General features: G+C 39.6%; 14 protein-coding genes. 7 read left to right on the top strand and 7 right to left on the bottom strand.

All coding sequences use genetic code 11. The features are described 5' to 3' along the window. The first annotated feature begins 44 nt into the window (after positions 1-44). Positions 45-1,289, top strand: coding sequence for an aminoglycoside phosphotransferase family protein (locus UYI_RS0109640; protein WP_016866458.1), 1,245 nt, complete (start codon positions 45-47; stop codon positions 1,287-1,289). Between the two features lie 33 nt (positions 1,290-1,322). Then, on the top strand, positions 1,323-2,411 hold the full coding sequence (locus tag UYI_RS0109635; protein WP_016866457.1) for a T3SS effector HopA1 family protein: 1,089 nt from the start codon (positions 1,323-1,325) through the stop codon (positions 2,409-2,411). Positions 2,412-2,429: 18 nt separating this feature from the next. Here the strand turns inward: UYI_RS0109635 and cobS are convergent, their stop codons facing one another. After that, positions 2,430-3,203 carry an adenosylcobinamide-GDP ribazoletransferase gene (cobS, locus tag UYI_RS0109630; RefSeq protein WP_016866456.1) on the bottom strand — a complete coding sequence of 258 codons (774 nt, stop codon included), beginning with the start codon at positions 3,201-3,203 and terminating at the stop codon, positions 2,430-2,432. Positions 3,204-3,647: 444 nt separating this feature from the next. Here cobS and UYI_RS0109625 point away from each other — a divergent pair, with 444 nt between their 5' ends. The 3 genes from UYI_RS0109625 (at position 3,648) to UYI_RS0109615 (ending at position 7,263) form a co-directional block, all read left to right on the top strand. Further along, complete coding sequence (locus tag UYI_RS0109625) at positions 3,648-4,100, top strand: hypothetical protein (protein WP_026085852.1); 453 nt, start codon at positions 3,648-3,650, stop codon at positions 4,098-4,100. Between the two features lie 376 nt (positions 4,101-4,476). After that, a complete protein-coding gene (locus tag UYI_RS32355) occupies positions 4,477-4,905 on the top strand; it encodes a transposase (protein ID WP_016866454.1) in 429 nt (142 codons plus the stop codon). A 165-nt stretch (positions 4,906-5,070) separates the two neighbouring features. Then, positions 5,071-7,263 carry a CHASE2 domain-containing protein gene (locus tag UYI_RS0109615; protein WP_016866453.1) on the top strand — a complete coding sequence of 731 codons (2,193 nt, stop codon included), beginning with the start codon at positions 5,071-5,073 and terminating at the stop codon, positions 7,261-7,263. Between the two features lie 186 nt (positions 7,264-7,449). On the opposite strand, the gene UYI_RS32350 is transcribed toward UYI_RS0109615, so the two are convergent. The 4 genes from UYI_RS32350 to trxB form a co-directional block, all read right to left on the bottom strand. Then, positions 7,450-8,367 (bottom strand): ROK family protein, encoded by a 918-nt coding sequence (locus UYI_RS32350; protein ID WP_016866452.1) that lies wholly within the window; start codon positions 8,365-8,367, stop codon positions 7,450-7,452. A 160-nt stretch (positions 8,368-8,527) separates the two neighbouring features. Then, on the bottom strand, positions 8,528-8,725 hold the full coding sequence (locus UYI_RS0109605; RefSeq protein WP_016866451.1) for a hypothetical protein: 198 nt from the start codon (positions 8,723-8,725) through the stop codon (positions 8,528-8,530). A gap of 123 nt (positions 8,726-8,848) precedes the next feature. Continuing rightward, a complete protein-coding gene (locus UYI_RS0109600; RefSeq protein WP_016866450.1) occupies positions 8,849-9,745 on the bottom strand; it encodes an ABC transporter permease in 897 nt (298 codons plus the stop codon). A 374-nt stretch (positions 9,746-10,119) separates the two neighbouring features. Next, positions 10,120-11,487: a thioredoxin-disulfide reductase gene (gene trxB, locus UYI_RS0109595; RefSeq protein ID WP_026085851.1), complete on the bottom strand. Its 1,368-nt coding sequence runs from the start codon at positions 11,485-11,487 to the stop codon at positions 10,120-10,122. 457 nt (positions 11,488-11,944) lie between these two features. Between trxB and UYI_RS0109590 the strand changes: the two genes are divergently transcribed. Then, positions 11,945-12,511: a type IV pilin-like G/H family protein gene (locus tag UYI_RS0109590; RefSeq protein ID WP_016866448.1), complete on the top strand. Its 567-nt coding sequence runs from the start codon at positions 11,945-11,947 to the stop codon at positions 12,509-12,511. Positions 12,512-12,818: 307 nt separating this feature from the next. Then, complete coding sequence (locus tag UYI_RS0109585; protein ID WP_016866447.1) at positions 12,819-15,044, top strand: O-linked N-acetylglucosamine transferase, SPINDLY family protein; 2,226 nt, start codon at positions 12,819-12,821, stop codon at positions 15,042-15,044. Between the two features lie 8 nt (positions 15,045-15,052). Here UYI_RS0109585 and UYI_RS0109580 read toward each other — a convergent pair whose 3' ends face one another. Further along, positions 15,053-18,094: a tetratricopeptide repeat protein gene (locus UYI_RS0109580; protein ID WP_016866446.1), complete on the bottom strand. Its 3,042-nt coding sequence runs from the start codon at positions 18,092-18,094 to the stop codon at positions 15,053-15,055. Between the two features lie 78 nt (positions 18,095-18,172). Then, positions 18,173-20,731, bottom strand: coding sequence for a glycosyltransferase (locus tag UYI_RS32345; RefSeq protein WP_051035556.1), 2,559 nt, complete (start codon positions 20,729-20,731; stop codon positions 18,173-18,175). Positions 20,732-20,735: the final 4 nt, after the last annotated feature.

The following is a 20,735-nucleotide window of genomic DNA, read 5'->3' as shown; positions in this document are numbered from 1 at the left end:
GATAGCTACTTCTCTAAGCAGTTTTACGAGTTAGGAAATAATATATGGTATTTTCACTGCATTCTCCAAATCATCATCTGATCGAGCATCTGGAAAACTTAGGACTATGTAGTTTAGAGGATGATGTTGTTGCAGACTGTGAACTAGTAGGAAGTCAAAAGAAAAATATAAATTTACTGGTAAATGTGGGAAGCGATCGCAAATTTTTAGTAAAGCAGGAACGTCATATAGAGCATAATGGTATTCCCCAGGAATTGTTTAATGAATGGTTATTTCATCAGTTGTTGCAGCAGTTTCCAGTCTTAGGAAACATTGCGGAAATCGGATCATCATTACTTCATTTTGATGAAGAGCAATCGATACTAGTTCGCAACTATCTAACGGAATATTTTGAATTAGAGAATTTCTATCAACAAAACGATATTTACCCGCCAGAAATTGCCACTGCCATTGGTGCTAGCTTGGGTGTGCTGCATCGCGCTACATTTAATCAGCGTGAGTATCGTGATTTTATGGCAACTGCTCCCCAAGGGCAATTTCGCTATCAGTTTTACAATCCAGTGCAAGGAATAGAGTCATTTAGTTCCGAGATTTTTGGTAGTGTTCCTACTGATGCACTCAAGTTTTATGTTCTTTATCAACGCTATGAAAGTTTAGAAGCAGCGATCGCAGAATTAGCATCTCTATGGCAACCTTGCTGCTTAACTCACAACGATCTCAAATTAGAAAACATCTTGGTGCATTCTCGGTGGGAACAACTAGATAACTGCCTGATCCGTATCATTGACTGGAAAACTTGCAGTTGGGGAGATCCAGCATTTGATTTAGGAACCTTATTAGCCAGCTATTTGAGAATTTGGTTAGAAAGTTTGGTGGTAGATCCGTCCATCAAGTTAGAAGAATCTCTAGAATTGGCAGCAACACCACTAGAAATTCTTCACCCTTCTATAGTTGCCTTAGTTCAAGCTTATCTCGATGCTTTTCCCAGCATTCTGGAATATCATTGCGACTTCATCCAGCGAATAGTGCAATATACTGGCTTGATGCTAATTCATCAGTTGCAAGCAACAATTCAAAACCGGAAATATTTTGATAACAGCGGCATTGTAACGCTACAAGTTGCCAAAAGCCTACTTACACGACCACAAGAATCTATAATGACAGTTTTTGGAATCTCCGAGTCAGAAATTATCAAACCTTTTGTGAAATTTACCAAACATCCCCAAACTGAAAAAGAACAGAATTTAGTCCGAATTTATTACAGTAAAACCCGTTTGCGTGGGTGTTGATGAAAAAAGAGGTAGACGGGGAAATTTAAAGTCATGCTAGATTGTTCTGACCAGCATCTACAAAATTCTCTACTCGATATTGCCGACAATATTCAGATTGAGGCTAACTTTTGCATTTACCATCCCAACTATCAGTCTTTTGCTTTGCCAAGTCAATTGGTACAAAGATTTCAGAAACATTCTCAAGCAATACAGTATAAATATCTCACCTTATTACTCAGAAATTTTATCTACGGTATTTATTACAATGGCTCTTTGCAAAGTGTTTTAGCAGTAAATGCTGAACCTAGCAATTTTTTACCCCACAAAAGTTTAGAAAATAATTCCGTCCTGGGGATTGATTGGCAATTATATGAGCAATTGCACTCTCACAATCACGGTACTGGTTATTATGATCCTGGTTGGCAGGTATTGCGACGCGAACCAGATGGCAGTTTAGCCGTGAGTAAAGGCGGTTTAACATTACATATTGAAAGCGAACGCCATCTAGAACCAATGATCCGATCTGTTCGGGTTGGCGATTTGATCAACATTTGGATGCCAAAAAATCGCTTGCAAAATGGTTGCTACATCGCAGTTAGTAATGTTGCCCAAAAACTAGGAGAGAATCCTGATAGCGATTTGGGAGAAGGACGGATCTACTTTAATTTAACTCCAACCGGAGCGATCGCTCTCATGGAGAACTTGACATCACAGCTAAATGCTGCTGGTATTGCATTTAGCTTTCAAGTTCCGTATAATCCCTCTGCTTATAGACGCTTTGATTCAGCGGTTCTTTACTTTGAACGCCACAACTATTGGGTAGTGCGAGAAGTTTTACAAGCTGTGTATAAACAACAGCAATCTCATTTTCATTCAGAAATTCCCTTATTTACCAAATATTTAGCACCAGGGTTGAGTTTAGCTGAAGAACCAGCCCAAAAATTTGTTGTTCAAGAAAGTTTTGGTATAAATCGTTGCCAAATTGTTGCTAATGCCTTGTTGGAAGCTTGGCAGAAAGGGCAAAACTCTACCCAACAAAGAATACAAAATATCTGCCAACATTTTGCGCGTTTGGGAATAGATTTACAGCGTCCCTACCTTAACCCTAGTTCTGAGGATGTGTATATTCCTTTAATGTAAGAATAAAGCCAAAATCTTTCACAATACTGTCATCACGCATAAAAACAAAGCTTCTGTCCATTCCACAACAGCACCATAGGTATCACCAGTATGCCCGCCTAGTTTGTGATTAAACCAGGCTCCAACACTTGTTGCGATCGCAATTCCAGCAAGTATCATTGTTGTGGCAAAAAATATTTGATGTCGGTTGAGAAAAATTTGCCAACCACTCACAGCTATTAATAAAAATAGGGTTGGTAGCCAGTCTTTGTATGAACGAATAGCCTGTTTATGAAAAGCACCCTTACCAGTGGGTTTCAGGCAAGGGTAGCGGGCTATTGCCATAATTTGCCCCCAGCGCCCCCACCCAGCAGCTGCCATGAGAATTAAGCAACGATTGTGTTCTAAATCTGTGAGTGCTGTTGTTTTAAGTAACACCAAAGCGATCGCTGCCATTGCCCCAAATGCACCTGTTGCGCTATCTGCCATCACTTCTAGCCTCCGCTTAGGATCACCCACAGCTAACCCATCAGCAGTATCCATTGCTCCATCTAAATGCAGTCCTCCAGTAATAGCAATCCAAGCACATACCACCAAGGCACTACGGGTTAGTACTGGCACACCTAAATAAATCATCAGAGCATCAAATAACCCTAAAATTCCTCCAATCATTAGTCCGATTACAGGGGCAAAACGGGCTACTCCTTGGAAATTCCAAGCGTACATATATGGCAGAGGAATTATTGTATAAAATACAACTGCACTTCTGATACCAAATAGTAGTTGTTTCCACCACTGACACTTGTTGCTCATAGTAGTTACGCTAGTTGTTAGTTGTTACTCAAATGACAAGTGACAATGACGCTCGTAATTCCGGCACAAACCTTAAATTCCTCTTTAAAAATTTAAATAAGATTTACCAGTATGGGTAACTTCACTCAAAAATTTTGTTATGCTTATCTCAGTAAAATATTTGTTAACTAGTATAAAAAACTACTTTAAGATTATGTAAAAAATAGCCATTATGAACTAGATATACTAGGACGCCTCAAAAAAGCAATAGGTAAGAAGACGTATATAAAAATCCGCTTTTCTGATGTTTTGTCAACAAAAAATAATTTATTGTGCCTAATTAGGTGATCGCCCTACAAAATTGATCAATATTTAGATAATTATTAAATAGTAGGCGTCAATCAGCAAGGATAATCGACTGTTTAGCTATGTAGTTTTCATCTACACTCCGAAAGCCATTGAATTATGAGTCACCATCTACCCGAAAGCAAGATACCAGCTCCATGCATCATCAATACAGGTGTGGTTGTCAACAAGCTCGATATGCGGCGATTACTGACAGATTTAGGTCGTGTTCGCTATTCCTACACCCAAGACGGTGAATGCAAGAGCGACGGTGAAGGGAATGTGATGGAAGTATTTGCCAACCCGCAACGATCCACCCTCGTTGCTAACCATGCCCTTTATCTGAACGTTTGTAGTTTTGATTACTTGGAATTAAAACAGTCACCACAAAAAGAAACTTACTTTGACTTAGTACAAGAAGGAAGTTGTCTGCGCCTGATTCCTCTTTCTACTCCTATGCAAGAGCGACATGAGCGTTCCTTAAATGTCAGCGCCATAGAAGCAATGATGGAGCAGGTACTCTCAGCCAGATGGGATGCAGAAATTGACGATGATCCTTGCGATCCGTTTTAAGCTGTTATGCACTTCCATATACATACCCCTCACGCTCCAATCTTGCCCTGGTTCTCCCAGATTTTACAAGGTAGCCCGAAGCATGAAAGGGGATCACAATAGTCATAACCTCCTCTGTTGTGCATCCTTGATTTACAAGGACGCACTCCAGCCATTGATGGTAGCTGCGGTACTTGTGTCGTGGCACCACTCCTGCATTATAGACAATTAGCCAATAAAAGTTGCCTGCGAGGATGGTCGCTTGTGGCTATTTTTTTGATTTGTGCTAACGTCAGATGCGGCTTATATACATTGAATTTTTCTCGTCGACTTACTTAGAATGCGGATTGGTATTAGTAAATAATATTTTGGCAGGATAGAGAAAACAACGCTTCAAATGCCAAAACTGTGGACGACAATTTGTCGAAAGTCCAACGCGACAACAGATTGTCACAGTTTTCTCCTCCTAAATTTTAATCAAACTGCGGGTGTTCCAAAGTTTAAAAAGAAAGGCAAGCGCGACTCTTTCACGTTAGAAGGTACAGTTAAAATTCTTGGAAGCAACAAGATTCAAGTACCTGTGATTGGCATCCTCAAGACTTACGAACGACTGCCACAAGTCCTAATCAAGTCTTGTACAATCTCTCGCCAATCTGACAGATGGTTTATCAGTTTTCGGTTTGACGTAGAGCAACAGAACTTAAACAATACAAGCATTGTAGGCGTTGATCTAGGTGTCAAAAACCTCGCAACTCTTTCAACTGGTGAGGTGATTGTAGGTGCAAATTCATATAAAAAATACGAAGCATGGGTAAGTCTTTTATAACGGTTAAGTCATAGAGAATTTGCGAAATAACGTGCAACGACTGTGAAGTCTTAAATAGCCAACAATCAGCAACCACCTACTAATTGCTACATTGATAAATACTTGGGATAATTTCTTATTCCCTATTTGCACCATCTACCAATTTTGGCCTATAGCCACCAAGCCGTGATTACACTATTTAGGAAACTCCGCACCGCTTTAGCGACAAAAGATAGACGTCCTCAGGACAATACCAGCCGCAACTGGCTGCAAACTATTTTTATAACCAGTGTGGGAGTTACTATCTTAGTGCTGGGAGTTCGCCATCTGAAATGGTTGCAGACTTGGGAATTAGCCGCTTACGACCAAATGATCAGGCTACGCCCAGCTGAACCACCAGATCCCCATCTGTTACTAGTTACTGTCACTGAAGAGGATTTAGGATCACAAGATTTTTCCCTACCAGATGACATCATCAATCAGCTATTGGTCAAAATCCAGTCTTATCAACCTCGTGTGATTGGGTTAAGTATTGATCGTTCCAAACAGAAAAATTTAGGAACTGGTCTTTCAAATCTAGATAATATTATCACTTACTGCACATTCAGCAGTATGGGCAGCCCAGAAATTCCACCACCACCAAATTTCCCCATTGACCAAATCGGCTTTAGTGATGTAATTTCTGACGATGAAGATGTGATTGTCCGTCGCAGTTTGTTATTCGCTGCTTCCAATGATAAAAAATGTAAAACACAATTTTCCTTTGCTGCCCTATTAGCAATTCATTACCTAGAAAGACAAGGTATTAAATCTTATTTCACTGATCTAAACCATTTTTATATAGGTAAAAGTCTATTTCCGCGTTTATCAAAAGATGCTGGTAGCTATGAAAACATAGATGCGGCAGGTTATCAAATTCTACTAAATTACCGTGACCCTTCTGAGTTTGCCAAACAAGTCACTCTTACACAAGTTTTACAGGGCAAAGTAGACCCTAATTGGATCAAAGACCGTCTCGTCATCATTGGTACTACTGCCCGTAGTGTTCATCCAGGCTTTTATACACCCTACAGTGGTTCAGCGAAGTATCCGCAAAGGATAGCACCTGTTTATATTCATGCACAGGTGGCAAGTCAGATTATCAGTACAGCATTGAGCGATCGCCCCCTAATTTGGTACTTACCAAACTGGGCTGAAGCTGTTTGGGTGTGGGGGTGGTCGCTAGTGGGTGGTGTTTTAGCATGGCAGTTGCGATATCCCCTACGTCTAGGTTTGGCTGGTAGTGTGTCTTTGGGTAGCTTGGTGGGTGTTTGCTATTTACTATTTTTGCAAGGGGCGTGGTTGCCAGTTATACCGCCTGCTGTGGCTTTGGTGTTGAGTGGTGTTAGTGTTATGGCTTACAGTACTTACCAAACTCAACAACACACGAAAATAATTGTTTTACAAGTTGAAAAACAAAAAGAAGCTATAGAACAATTAAATACACTTTTAAAAGAAACTACACGTATTTATGATAAACACGTTCATTCCGGGACAACAGTTGATAACACAGAAAAAGCCACTGGTGACTTTATTTTAGGTGGGCGTTATCAAATTCATAAAGTACTGGGTTCGGGTGGATTTGGTTGTACTTATTTAGCAAAAGATAACCAACGCCCTGGCAATCCCATTTGTGTAGTCAAACAACTCATGCCAGCCCGCCGAGATACAAGATTTATGCAAGTTGCCAGAAGATTATTTGATGCAGAAGCAGAAATTTTAGAAGTTTTAGGTAAGCATCATCAAATTCCAGAATTATTGGCATATTTTGAAGAGAATAACGAATTCTATTTAGTACAAGAATATATTTCGGGACATGCCCTTAGCGAGGAATTACCACCACATTACGATACCAAAACTGAATCTGAAGTAATTGAGATGCTAAAAGGGATATTAGAAGTATTAGCATTTGTTCATGAACATCGTGTGATTCATCGCGATATCAAACCCAGTAATATTATTAGATGCGATACAGATAATCGCTTAGTGCTAATTGATTTTGGTGCAGTGAAGATGATGCAACCACAAACTGCTGACCAAACGGAATTAGCCACAGTAGCAATTGGCACACGCGGTTACGCACCACCAGAACAATTTGCTGGTCATCCGCGATTATCCAGTGATATTTATGCTGTGGGGATGATTGCCATTCAAGCACTTACCGGGATACCACCCCACGAACTTCATCCTCATCCTGAAACTGGTACTGTGGAATGGCGTCATAGAGTAAAAGTAAGCGAGAAACTAGCAGAAATTTTGGATAAAATGGTACGCTATCACTTTAGCGATCGCTATCAATCTGCTGCTGAAGTGCTACAAGATTTGCAAAAAATTGAATAAGTTGGTTGGTTGTTGGTTGTTGGTTGTTGGTTGGTGGTTGTTAGTGGTTGGTTGTTAGTTATTTCCAATGCCCAATTCCCCATGCCCAATGCCCACTCCCCACACTCCCCACACTCCCCACACTCCTCACACTCCCCATTGCCCCCCAACCCCACAAAGTGGGACCCCTAGCCCCCCATCACCCCATCACCCCATCACCCCATCTCCCCATCTCCCCCTCTCCACCATCCCCCACGCCAACCTCGCTGCACCCAGCATCCCCGCAGAATTCCCTAATGCGGCTGGCAAGATTTGTAAATCTACGCGAGATGTGGGTAAGACTCGTTTTTCAATTTCCGCTTTAGCAGCTGGTAAAAAAAACTTAGCGCTAGCACTAACACCCCCACCAATAATGATCGCTTGTGGTGTCAGTACGTAAATTAAACTTGTTAAACCAATACCTAAATTTCTACCGTATTCTTGCCAAAATTTTAAGGCGGCGGCATCTCCCGATTGTGCCAAAACGCTTAATTCTGATGGTTCTTTCCCAGTGCAGCGACGAATTGCTGTAATTGAAACATGCTGTTCTAATGAACCCTTGTTGCCACTATTACACATGGGACCATCTGGGTTAAATGTGATTAAACCCAACTCCCCAGCAGCACCGTAATGTCCGACAAATAATTTACCATCAATAATAATTGCCCCACCAACGCCAGTCCCCAAAGTTAATAAAATGAAATTTTGAAAGTGGCGACCGGTTCCTAGCCAAGCTTCTCCTAAACCTGCACAATTGGCATCATTATCAAGAATGGTCGGTTTGCCAATTTTCGCTTCTAAAGCGTCGGCAAGAGGAACATCAACCCATCCTGGCAGGTTAATAGCTAATTTGGCAATGCGCCTAGTTGCATCCGCAGGACCGGGAGTACCAACACCAATAGCAACAGCCTGGCTGAGTGGATCTAATTGGGCGATCGCATCTACCATTGTTGCTATAACTGCTTTTGGGGTTGCTGGTTGAGGAGTTGCTACAGTCAAGGATTTTAGGCAAGTGCCATCAGCTGTAAACCGTCCCAGCTTAATTGCTGTTCCCCCCAAGTCAATACCAATTATTTCTGGTGTCACTACACTTTTTTAGTTAGTGGTTAGTGGTTAGTGGTTAGTAGTTAGTAGTTAGTAGTTAGTGGTTAGTTGTCCAAACAACAATCAACGAACAACAACCAACAAACAACTATCTGTAGTGGTTAGTTATTCAAATAACAATCAACGAACAACCAACAAACAACTATCTGTCATTACTATGTTTTTGAATTATTTCACTTGCATATGGTGTAGTTCGAGTTACATACATAACTGGAGTTGAACCCACATTTGCTTGCACCTGCCAAGATGTAACTGGCCCACCTCTTAAAATACCAGCTAAAGCAACGGAAAGCATAAAACCGCCAGCCGTGGCAGCAACTAAAGAAAGTTTATCGTTCACACAAATCTCTCGCTAAAAACTACAACAAATTTCCAGAATAGCAAATCGAACCTAGTGTTCTTGGTTAGTTGTTGCTTGTTGGTTGGAACAAACAACAAACAACTAACAACAAACAACCAATGACTATTTCCGGATTCCATTTTCTTTCCGCAAACGCGGATTGACAAATTCGTTTAACCCCTCACCGAGTAGTGATAACCCTACAACCATCAATGTTAAACCCAAGCCAGGGAAGAGAGTAGTCCACCAAATGCCTGTGGGTAGTGCTTCCAAAGCTTGTTTTAAGTCGCGTCCCCATTCTGGTACTTCTTCGGGTAATCCTAAACCTAAAAATCCCAAACCACCTAACACTAAAATTGCATCGGCGGCGTTGAGAGTGAAGAGTACGGGTACGCTTTGAATGACGTTAAAAAAGAGGTAGCGAGAAAGGACTTGCCAGGTGTTAGCACCGATCGCTTGGGCTGCTTCGATATATACTTCTGTTTTGACACTGACCGTATGATTGCGAACTACACGGTAATATTGGGGAATGTAAGCAATACTAATGGCGATCGCAGCATTCAATATCCCCCGTCCCACTACAAACGCTAGTGTTACCGAAAGCAATAACCCTGGTAATGTGTAGATACTATCCATCAAGAACAGCAAGGTTTTATCTAATTTACCACCAACATAGCCACTCACCATTCCCAATGGCACACCCACAACCATACTTAATGCTGTTGCTAGCAAAACTACTTGCAACGCTGCTTGGATGCCAAATATTGTGCGTGAGAAGACATCATAACCAAGACGACTAGTACCAAACCAATGTTTGGCTGACGGTGGACTATGAATGGGGTTACTCAAAAAATCTGTGGGGTCTTGTAGCCATCCCCAAGCCTGAAATAGAGGAGCAAATAAGGCTAAAAATATGAATAAAATAGTAATCACTAAACCCACAACCATTAATTTTTGGGAGAGGTTAGGACTTTTAGGAAAATTTAAAATTCTTGGCGGTTGAGTTTTTACAACAGTCATAGGTTTGGGGAAGACGCACCATGACGCGTCTGCAAAATTCTGATTTGAGTTATGAGTGTTGGGGTTTGAGGGCTGTTTTGTCAAGCATAAAGTGGGGTGCGTTAATGAAGTGTAACGCACCTTCATTTCTATTTTATGAATCGAACACAGATGCACACAGATGAACACCGATGATTTATCTGTGTTTATAGGTGTTCATCGGTGTTCGTGATTATATTGATTTTTGTTGTGGCTGGGATTTATAACCAATAGTCCAATAGTTTTGGGAAAGCGAACACAGATGCACACGGATACACACCGATGATTTATCTGTGTTCATCGGTGTTCATCGGTGTTCGTAATCACCCAATATCTCTTTTTGTCAGAGTTTACAGCTACAAATAACTTTCAATCAACTGTCGATACTCGCTCTTTTGCTTCACGCCTTTGAGTTCTTTTAACAGTTCCTTATTCTTAAAGAACTGAACTGTGGGAGTTCCGGTAATGCCCGCATTTTCAGCAATTTCTCGGTCTTTGTCGATATCAATTTCTACAAAGTGAATTTTGCCGTCAAATTCATCTACTACTTTATTGAGTATGGGTTTGAGGGTATGGCAAGGGCCACAACCGGGGGCGACGTATTTGACAACAATCAAGCGATCGCTTTCGTGGAAAAGCTTCCGCAGAGAATAACTTCCCTCATGACGTGTTGCATTTAAATCAAATTCATCGTCAGTGGGAGTTTTGTTTGCAGCTGGCTGAGGCTGTAATTCATTATCTGGAGTTTGCACTACCTGATGGAACTCCTGAATTAGACCATGAGCAGACAACCACCGTTCTGCTAACATCGCTGCCATACAACCACTACCGGCTGCGGTGATTGCTTGACGATATTCATGATCCTGCACGTCACCAGCAGCAAAAACACCTTCTACACTTGTTTCTGGTGAACCAGGTTTGGTGACAATGTAACCTACCTCATCGAGTTCTATTTGTCCTTTAAATAAGGAGGTGTTGGGAGTGTGACCAATGGCGTAGAATAGTCCTTTAACGTGCAGTTCACTTTCTTCGCCAGTTTTATTATTGCGAATTCTCACCCCTTCCATGTGACCGTTACCAAACACGTCTACAGGTTCGGTGTTCCAGTGAACATGGATTTTGGGATTACTCAAAACTCGGTCTTGCATGGCTTTAGAAGCCCGCATCTTATCCGAGCGTACCAGCAAGTTCACCTTAGAACCATATTTAGTTAGATAAATTGCTTCTTCTGCTGCTGAGTCGCCACCACCCACCACAGCTAATTCAGCACCGTGAAATATTGGCGTAGCACCATCGCAAATCGCACAAGCAGAAATACCCCGACTCCAGAATTGATGCTCATTAGCTAAACCCAAACGCCTAGCTGTTGCACCTGTGGCAATAATTAAACTATGGGTTTTAAATTCCCGTTCTGTTGAGCGGACTGTAAATGGACGCTGTTTTAAATCTACTTCAATGACGTCTTCTGTATATAGCTCAGCACCCCAACGTTCCGCTTGAGCCTTCATTAAATCCATCAGTTCTGGTCCAGTAATTCCTTTGGGAAAGCCAGGAAAGTTTTCTACTTCCGTTGTTGTCATCAACTGTCCACCAGGCAAACCCCCGGCTTGGAAGCCCTCAAATACAATTGGTTTTAGGTTGGCACGTCCCGCGTAAATAGCAGCTGTGTAGCCCGCTGGGCCAGAACCTATAATTACCACGTTTTCTACTTTTGGGTTAGTCATGATGGCGATAAACAAACTCATAACGACTACGTATAATCTAGCATAACAAATATTTTGGTTAGTAGTTAGTAGGGGCGAAGCTATGGGCTGAGTATCTTTGCTGAAAACTAAATATCTTGGTACAAATGCTACCCTTCGGGAAGCCGCTTCCCGTCTACGCCGGTACAGTGGTTAGTAGTTGGTTGTTGGTTGTTGGTTGTTGATTGTTAGTGTTCTCCCATGTCCCCCAAGTCGTCCCCCTTGTCTCCCTTGTCTCTCCCACCCCCCCACACCCCTCACACTCCTCATACTCCCCCCACTACCCCTAATCCCCACCAGGGGCCCCGAGTTCCTCACCCCTTTTCCCCGCTGGCGAGAAAAACTTTTTACCAAAGTGATATGAAAGCGATCGCAAGTGGGTAAGTTACTTTTAGAACACAGTAATCACCTATAACATCCCCACTTTAAGGAGAAACCCATGCTCAAGCCAGAACTGCAAGCCAAATTCCTCCAGCATCTCAACAATCGTAAGAAAAAGAATGACGAAGGTTTTACACTTATTGAACTATTAGTGGTAGTAATTATTATCGGTGTATTGGCAGCGATCGCGTTACCTTCACTACTCAACCAAATCAGCAAAGCCCGTCAATCAGAAGCAAAACAAAACGTTGGTGCTGTAAACAGGGCGCAGCAAGCATTTTATTTGGAAAACGCCAACAAATTCACTACTTCAATTTCGGAACTGGGTATTGGTATCAAAACTCAAACCGAAAATTACATATACGAAGCTAGCAGCAATAATGTAAGCGAAATTGTCACCAATAAAGCTAGAACAAAAGCAGCTAAGCTGAAGTCTTATGCTGGTGTTGTCTATACCTCAACTCAATTAGTGAACAACATCAACGAACCAATTACCTTAGTAACGCTATGCGAAGCTGTGGATGCCACAACAACGGCAGCAGCAAACGGTGAAACTGTAGGTGAGGGTACGGCTAACGGAGCTTGTCCTAGCATTAATAGCAAACAAATGAAAACCATTCAGTAGGCATTGCATTAATAACCTTCCTTTTGAGTTAGATATTTATTGAATAGTGAGTAGTGATTACTACTCACTTTTTAACATATTAGTGTAATTACTGCTGTATACAGCTATTTCATTTACTGAGATTTTACACCATATCAAAAATCACCATAAGTTAGAAACCTATTACTTTGCCACACAAACTTTGCTAGGTAAACCAACTTCTCATTTTATCCTCTCCTCCTCTTTCTCTGCGATCTCTGCGCCTCTGCGGTTTTTTATTTCACCCCTATAAAGAGGACTAAAACCCTTTGTTGCCCAAAAATTAACTATGACTTTAGATGTTTCTTTAACTCATAACACCAATTACCACGAACAAGGTTATCAGTATCTAATTCAGGGAGATTACTATCAGGCTCAAAATCTGTATGAACAGGCTATTGCAGCAGAACCAAATGTCAAATCTCACTATTGGCATTTAGGGCTAGTATTGCTATTACAACAACAAGAGGCGGAAGCCCAAACTACTTGGCTGATGGCTATGATAGAGGGCGAATCAGAAGAAGTAGAACAGTGGACACTGGAATTAATACAAGTACTGCAAACAGAAGCCGAACGGCGTTTTGAAATAGCAGATTATTCCACTGCTTGGTTAATACGACAGCACATCCAAGAAATTCAGCCTACAGATATCAATAATTTATTACATCTAACTCAACTGGCTATCAAGCAGGAAACTTTAACTAATGAGCAGCTAATTAATTTTGGACTAATTTCTTTACTAGAGGCGGAACCACCTCTAGATTTAGATGCAGATTTATTACTGCAAATTCTGCAATATATTTTAGATGCATCACCTTTGTTACCAGTATCTTTGGAATTAGCAGCAGCTTGTATACCCCATCTTCCACCCCTACCATTACTGTGTCTTTTACTAAGGGCATCAGTTACAGTTGCATATTCACTGCAACAACCAGAGGAAGGAACACGGCTAGCAGAGTTATGTTTAGCTATAGATCCAAAAAATCCAGAAGTTTTAAGACATTTGTCTGCTTGTTATCAAAATTCTGGAAAGCATTCTCAAGGTATAGAAATAGCCAAGCAGTATTATTCCTTGATGGAAAATTTGCTTGATAAAGTGCAAGCAAATCATATGGTGCTACGTGGGTTGATGCAAGCTGGAGGATATTGGCAAGAAGCAATCTCAGTTTTACAACGACATGAATCATTAATGTTGTCGTTAATAGCAGAACAACCAATATTAACCGATCAACCTCACATGTGTCGGCTGCTAACTTCGACTTTTTTCTTTCCTTACTGGCGGAATGAGGCGGAAAGTAATAGGTTAATTCACAATCAAATAGCGAAATTATTTCAATCGAGTCTGCAAAATGGTGCTGATCAGCTAAAGAAAAAATATCATCAACAAATTGCATTAAAAAAAAGCTCTGCTAATCAAGTAAAAAAGTTAAAAGTTGGATATCTATCGGCTTATTTAAAAAGACATTCAGTAGGCTGGCTAGCGCGATGGTTGTTTGAATATCATAATCGCGATCGCTTTGAAATTTATGGTTATTTCGTCAGCTATAAAGATACGAATCATCCATTACAAGAATGGTATGTTAATCAAGTTGATCAAGCACGTAAACTAGGAACTAATAGCTGGGAAATTGCTGAGCAGATTTATCAGGATGAAATTGATATTTTGATTGATTTAGACAGCATTACATTGGATATTAGCTGTGAGGTATTAGCACTAAAACCTGCTCCCGTTCAAGTCACTTGGTTGGGTTGGGATGCTTCAGGTATACCAACAATAGATTACTATATAGCCGACCCCTACGTTTTACCAGAAACAGCCCAAAATTACTATCAAGAAAAAATCTGGCGTTTACCTGAAACTTACATAGCAGTAGATGGTTTTGAGGTGGGTGTACCAAGTTTACGTCGTGAACATTTAGATATTCCTGATGATGCAGTTGTTTATTTGAGCGCTCAAGGTAATTACAAACGACATCCTGATACAGTGCGACTGCAAATGCAAATTATTAAACAAGTACCAAATAGTTATTTTTTAATTAAAGGATTTGCGAATGAAGAAGCAGCAAAAGATTTCTTTAGGCAAATTGCAAGTGAAGAAGGAGTAAGTGGGAAACAATTGCGGTTTTTACCAGACGTTCCTTTGGAAGCAGTGCATCGTGCTAACTTGAGTATTGCAGATGTCGTCTTAGATACCTATCCCTACAATGGAGCTACCACCACATTAGAAACTCTGTGGATGTGCATCCCTTTAGTAACAAGAGTCGGACAACAATTTGCTGCTCGTAATAGCTACACAATGATGGTAAATGCTGGTGTGACAGAAGGCATTGCTTGGACAGATGAAGAATATGTGGAGTGGGGTGTGCGCTTAGGAAAAGATGCTGCATTACGCCAAAAAATAGCTTGGGTGCTGTATCAGTCGCGACGCACAGCACCCTTATGGAATGGGGAACGGTTTAGCCGTCATATGGAGGAAGCTTACGAGGAGATGTGGCAAAGGTACATTGGTTCGTAGTGAGTGCTTTAGCGCTCAGACTTTTCTTTAACTACATATCGAAAGAAATTATCAAGGGCTTCTACACAAGTTTTGTCATTATAAAGATAGGAATGGCGCTGCATCATTCGTTCAACAATACTATTTCTCCATTCCCGATCAAGCCCTAACTTCACAGCTAATTCTATATATTCAGTTTCATTTTGAGCAATAGTATCTGTGACACCAAGCATTTCTAAAATGGCACAGGAATGACGACCACGCATAAATTCACCTGGACAAGTTACAATTGGTAAATTGCAGGCGATCGCTTCTAATGTAGAATTACCTCCATTCCAATCAAACGTGTCTAGAAACACATCTGAGACTAAGTTTAAATTTAAATAGCCTGATGTTTTTTGTCGAGGTACAATTACACAATATTCCTCACTATTTAAGCCGTACTTAGCAAAAGCCTTTTGTAAGCGTTGGCGGAATTTTTCGGTGATATGAATGCTAGTGTGAGCTAAAAAAGCAAATTGGGCTTGAGGTAATTTTTCAGCAATTGCTGCAAAGATATAATCATATTGGGGTAAATATTTAAATAAAGATTGACACGATAAATATACTACAGCATCATCGCGTAATTGATAGTCTGAACGAGTTTTGCTAGGTTGCGGAATAACTGGTTTAGGATAGCAAAAACCGAGATTAGGCAAGCGAATTAATTGCTCTGAATAGTGTTCTTGGGCGTTTGCTGGCTCCATCAAATCACTAGATAAATAATAATCAATCGTTGGTAAACCAGAAGTAACGGGATGTCCCCATGCTGTACACTGAACAGGAGCAAGTCGTAATCCTGCTATCTGAGTTGTGAGGGGAGCCATGCCAATGTCTGGAAAAATTAGTATGTGTAATTTATCTGCTATTATTTGATGACATACTGCTTCTAAATCTTCTGGTATGTGATGGAAAAAATCACTAGATAATTGAAATTGTTGAGTAATTTTATCTACAATTGGGCTTGTATGGTAACAATAAATTTCAATGTCTTGTCTGTTATGATTTTTTATCCATCCTAATGCCCATCTAGCACCATTATGGCTCCTTAAATAATAAGAAGCATAGCCAACGCGTATTTTTTCTCCTTTTTCTAAAGATGGCATTGGCACAGTACTAACCCATTCAGGATAGTTAGCAGCCATGACTTTATGCACAAACTGACCATATTTTTTTTGTAGGTCTATATCATTTTTGCATTGATATTGTAAGTAAAAATTTGTTTTTATACCGATACCCTTTAAAGCACTTTTTCTGGCTTCGGGAGTATCTAAAGATGTCTGCTGAATTAATTCTTCTAAACCTTGGGTAAAACGCTGCCTGTAATTATATATTTCTGCTGGATGGTCATATAATATTGGTAGTATACGTTGTTTTTCTAACTTAAAAGTCAATATATTCGGTAGTATTTTCGAGGCTTCATTAACAACTGCGATCGCTTCTTCTGTACGTCCAAATTCTTGTAATGCTAAAGCCAGAGATAAAAATATTTCCGGTGATTTGGGATAGAGTTGTAAACCTTGCTGATAAGTTTGAAGGGCTTCTTGAGCTTGATTTAAACCTTGATAGCATTCAGCTAAAGCAATATAAAAAAACTCATCCCCTGTTTTATATTTGAGAAATTGCTGATACTGATTAATTGCTTCTTGATATTCTCCTTGGCGATAATAGGCATAACCATAGTAACGTGCAGCTTCAGCGGGATCTTTTTTCGCTTCTAATGCCACTGCTAAGTTATAAAGAATATCAGAATTGCGGGGTTTTAAATGCAGAGCTTGTTCATAGATTGCTACAGCCTCATCTATTTGCTGTCGTTCCATGAGTACGTTACCCAGGTTAAGATAGGCACCAAAATGCTTGGGATTTGCTGCGATCGCTTGTCGGTAAATTGACTCTGCTTCGTCTACTTTTCCTTGTCCTAGTAAAATATTTCCTAAATTGTTGTAGGGATCAATTGCTTCTGGTTCTAAAGCAATTGCATGTTGATATGCTTCAATTGCATGGGAAATAGCACCTATTTTTTCTAGTACCACTCCCATAGTGTAATAATGTACAGCTTGTGATGGTTGCAGTTCTATGGATTTAAGTAAAGAATTCAGTGCTTGTTGGTATCTATTTGTGGTGTAATATAAACTTCCCAGATTTAGCCAAATATCTGCCTGATTATGGTTCCACTCTAATAATTGCTTATATTTATTTTCAGCTTCTTCAAAACAGCCATAATTGTGTAATGCAATTGCTTCTCTTTTTAAATTATTAAATTCTTTTTTCTGATTTTCAAACTCTAACTGCCAGTTATGTAGTTCTTGAATAAATACTTTATTTTGACGCTCTTTAATCAAGGAAAAATCATAGTTATATTCCCTGTCGATATCCCAGCTTAAAACTTGGATACCATTCCAAAACGTATTATGGTTTTCTTCTGGCGTAGGCAAGTCTAGCAGCATTTGGCATTGAGGATGACCAGCGATAAAGTCCCAGTTCGCTTGCTGCACACCACTGTTGTTACTATTACCAACAATAATTAAAGCTTGATTTGCAAGAAAAGGTTTAACTAAAAGTAGTCCTAATATTTGCTCTCTATAATCATTTGTGGCGCTAGAAAAATAGATACCTATTTTATTTTCAGTTTCAAATTCTCTGAGTTCGTAAAAAAAATCTTCAAAATCTTGATTACAAATCACAACTTGCTCATCTAAACCAAATACTGATAAGTTATAATTTATTTTTTCAATTATTTCATCACTATTGTTATATTGAGAAAAATCATCTATTGCATAAGCCATTTTTTGGAGATGGTTATGAAGTGCAGCAATTAAATTTGTACCTTGGCAGCAACCAACTTCACAATAAATTTCTTTATTGTCCATGCATTCAACTGCAAAGTTGAGCAATTGCATAATATTTACTGTAGTTGTACCTTTAGCTTGCTCAATTAATTGCTGAAATTGATGCGATTTGACAGATACAGAATCTTTACCCCAGTTATAATACAGTTTAGGTAAATGAGTAATAAATTTTTGAGAGTCCATAGCTGAAAATTAAATATATAAATATGTTTGTAGTGAATGTTTTAGCACTTAAAAATTTAATAAGCTCTAAAGTGCTTACTACAAACTAAATTCTAGATTGTAAGACGTTAAATTTTCTGCTCTAATTTGTGCGATCACATCTTTATCTTCATAGGACAAAATTATTCTGGCTTGGATGTGAGAAAGCAAAGCTTGCCACTGTATTTCACCCAGTTCACTTACTAAAGAAATTTCTGGCCCTTGGCTGAGATCTAAATCTTCTTCCATGAGTAAGTTCATCGTTACACTAGATAAAAATAGTTCTGCATCGTCGTATGAAATGTTGCTAGTTGTAACTAGCAAAGTTATACTTCTATTTTCAGAATGAGTTGCGATCGCTTTGATTACTGCTTGTAATTCCCAACCTATTTTTTCTTCTGGCTGTAACCAATCTGGAAAAATAATGAGATTATTATCCTTAAGTTTTAAAGGCAGCAAAGTTGCATCAATTAAGGCAGAACTTACAGTGTTTGCCATTTGCGACCAAGAAAACTGTTTTACTCGTTTTAAACCAGCAGCAATTACTGATTTACGAATACTGGGTTTTTGTACTTCACCAAGTGCATCTGCTAGTTCATCAGCATTTTCGTGATTCACATATATTGCAGCTTCTCCCGCAACTTCTGGTATAGAACCATTAGGACAGGTGATCACTGGACAACCACATGCCATTGCTTCCAAAATAGGTAAACCAAATCCTTCATATTTAGATGGATAAACTAGTGCAACAGCACCAGAATAAGCTGTTGCTAATTCTTCATCCTCAAGTTCTAAGATATGAACTACACTACCTGATGTGTAATTTCTCAATTCTGGATTTAATAATGAATCACTTCCTGTACAGACAATTTCAAATCCTTCTCTATTACTAAGTTGGGAGAAAGCCTTAAAAAATAAAATTCTATTTTTACGATTATCATCTATTCCAACCAACATAAAATATGGTTTGATAATTCCATATTTTTTCTTAAACGAACTAATATCTTCAGAACTAGCTGGTGAAAATATTTGAGCATCAACTCCATTTTTAGCAACTATTACCGACTCTAAGGAAATGTGTGGGAAAAACTTAACTAGATCCTGCGCTGTGTTTTCAGAAACTGCAATATGAATAGCTGCATGTCGAATACTGTGGTGCTTATTTCGCCAAACAGAAAGATTGAGATTCCAGCCTATAGCTTCTGGAATCATGTCATGTGCTAAGAATACGGATGGTGTGGAAATTGGAGTTGTGTAGTAACTGGAAATGAATAAGTCAGCACCAAATTGATCGCATATCTGCTGTAGCATTTCGCGATCGCCTTCTGTATTACCATAGCCATAAGCTGGGAAGTTGATATAGCGAATACCAGAAAGATGAGGTGCAGTTCCCGCTCGATCCAGTAAAATAATGTATTTGGCAAATCCATTCTTGATCCACTCCTCAAGCAAGTTAGTCCATACCCGTGTAATCCCTGCTTTTTCTAAGATTTGGAAAGCTACACCATCAAAAACAATTGTTGGAGATGTAGTTTTTAAATCACTGGGTTCTTCTTCTAATGCTTGGTAAAGTTTAGTTAATGCAGATTGGCTGGTTTCATTTCCCTGCTTTTGCTCGGCGTAATTAGATAGTTCAACTAAAAATTTTTCTGAATCAATTGATTTGAGGAGAGAAATTAAAGAACTTATAACTTCTGGAGAATCACTACAATTTAGTCCTGACCAAATCTGAGCTATTGCTGCTTCCATATCACTCATTGCTAGCATTCTTCTAGCAGTGCTAATAGCAACGAAAGCATAATTTTTTCTAGCTTGATTGGATAATTGAGTAGCAAAGGCTTTTGGCAAATAGGATTCAGATATTTCAATCGCTCTTAATGCGTTAGCAATATTAGCACCCGATCTTATTAATGTAGAAGTATGGGAAGCAGAATGTCTGCGATAGTATGCTAGTGGCTGTGTTTCAAACCAAACTGGGTAATGGACTGCAATTCGTTTCCACATTTCCCAATCAGCAGTGTGAAATAATTCTAAATGAAATCCCCCCAATTTTTCATAAACGCTGCGTCTAACTACGATTGAAGGTGTTTCAATTCGCTGGGAAATAGCAAGGCGTTCTATCCAGTTATAAATAATACCCGCAGTTTCCCTTTCCAGTACAGATAACCATTGCCATTCACCATTCTCATCTACAAAAATATGACGACAAAAAGCTGCTCCCACTGTGGGTTCTTTTTCCAATGATTTCCGCAAACGACTATAAAACCCTGGTAAAACCATGTCATCACCATGCAGAATATGTACCCAATGACCTTTAGCGCGTTGAATGCAAGTATTAAAGTTAGGTATTGGCCCCATATTTTGAGGTTGGCGGAAGAAAGAAACTCGACCTTTCCCTATTTCTCTAACTATTGCTTCCGGATCATCTTTAGTAGAGTAATCATCTACTACCTCAATCTGCATTTGGTCAGGCCCTGGATCTTGTGCTAGAACACTTTTGAGGGTTTCTATTAAATAGTTGGCACAGTTGTAGGTGGGAATCATCACAGACCAAAAAGGTCTTTTTGTTCCTTCATAAATTGGAAATATAGAAGGTATGAAAACTTGATCAGATAGCATTTAT

This window comes from Fischerella muscicola PCC 7414 (genome assembly GCF_000317205.1).
Classification (GTDB): Bacteria; Cyanobacteriota; Cyanobacteriia; order Cyanobacteriales; family Nostocaceae; genus Fischerella; species Fischerella muscicola.
Note: the sequence above shows the minus strand (reverse complement) of the source record. Positions and strands in the feature narration are given on the sequence as shown.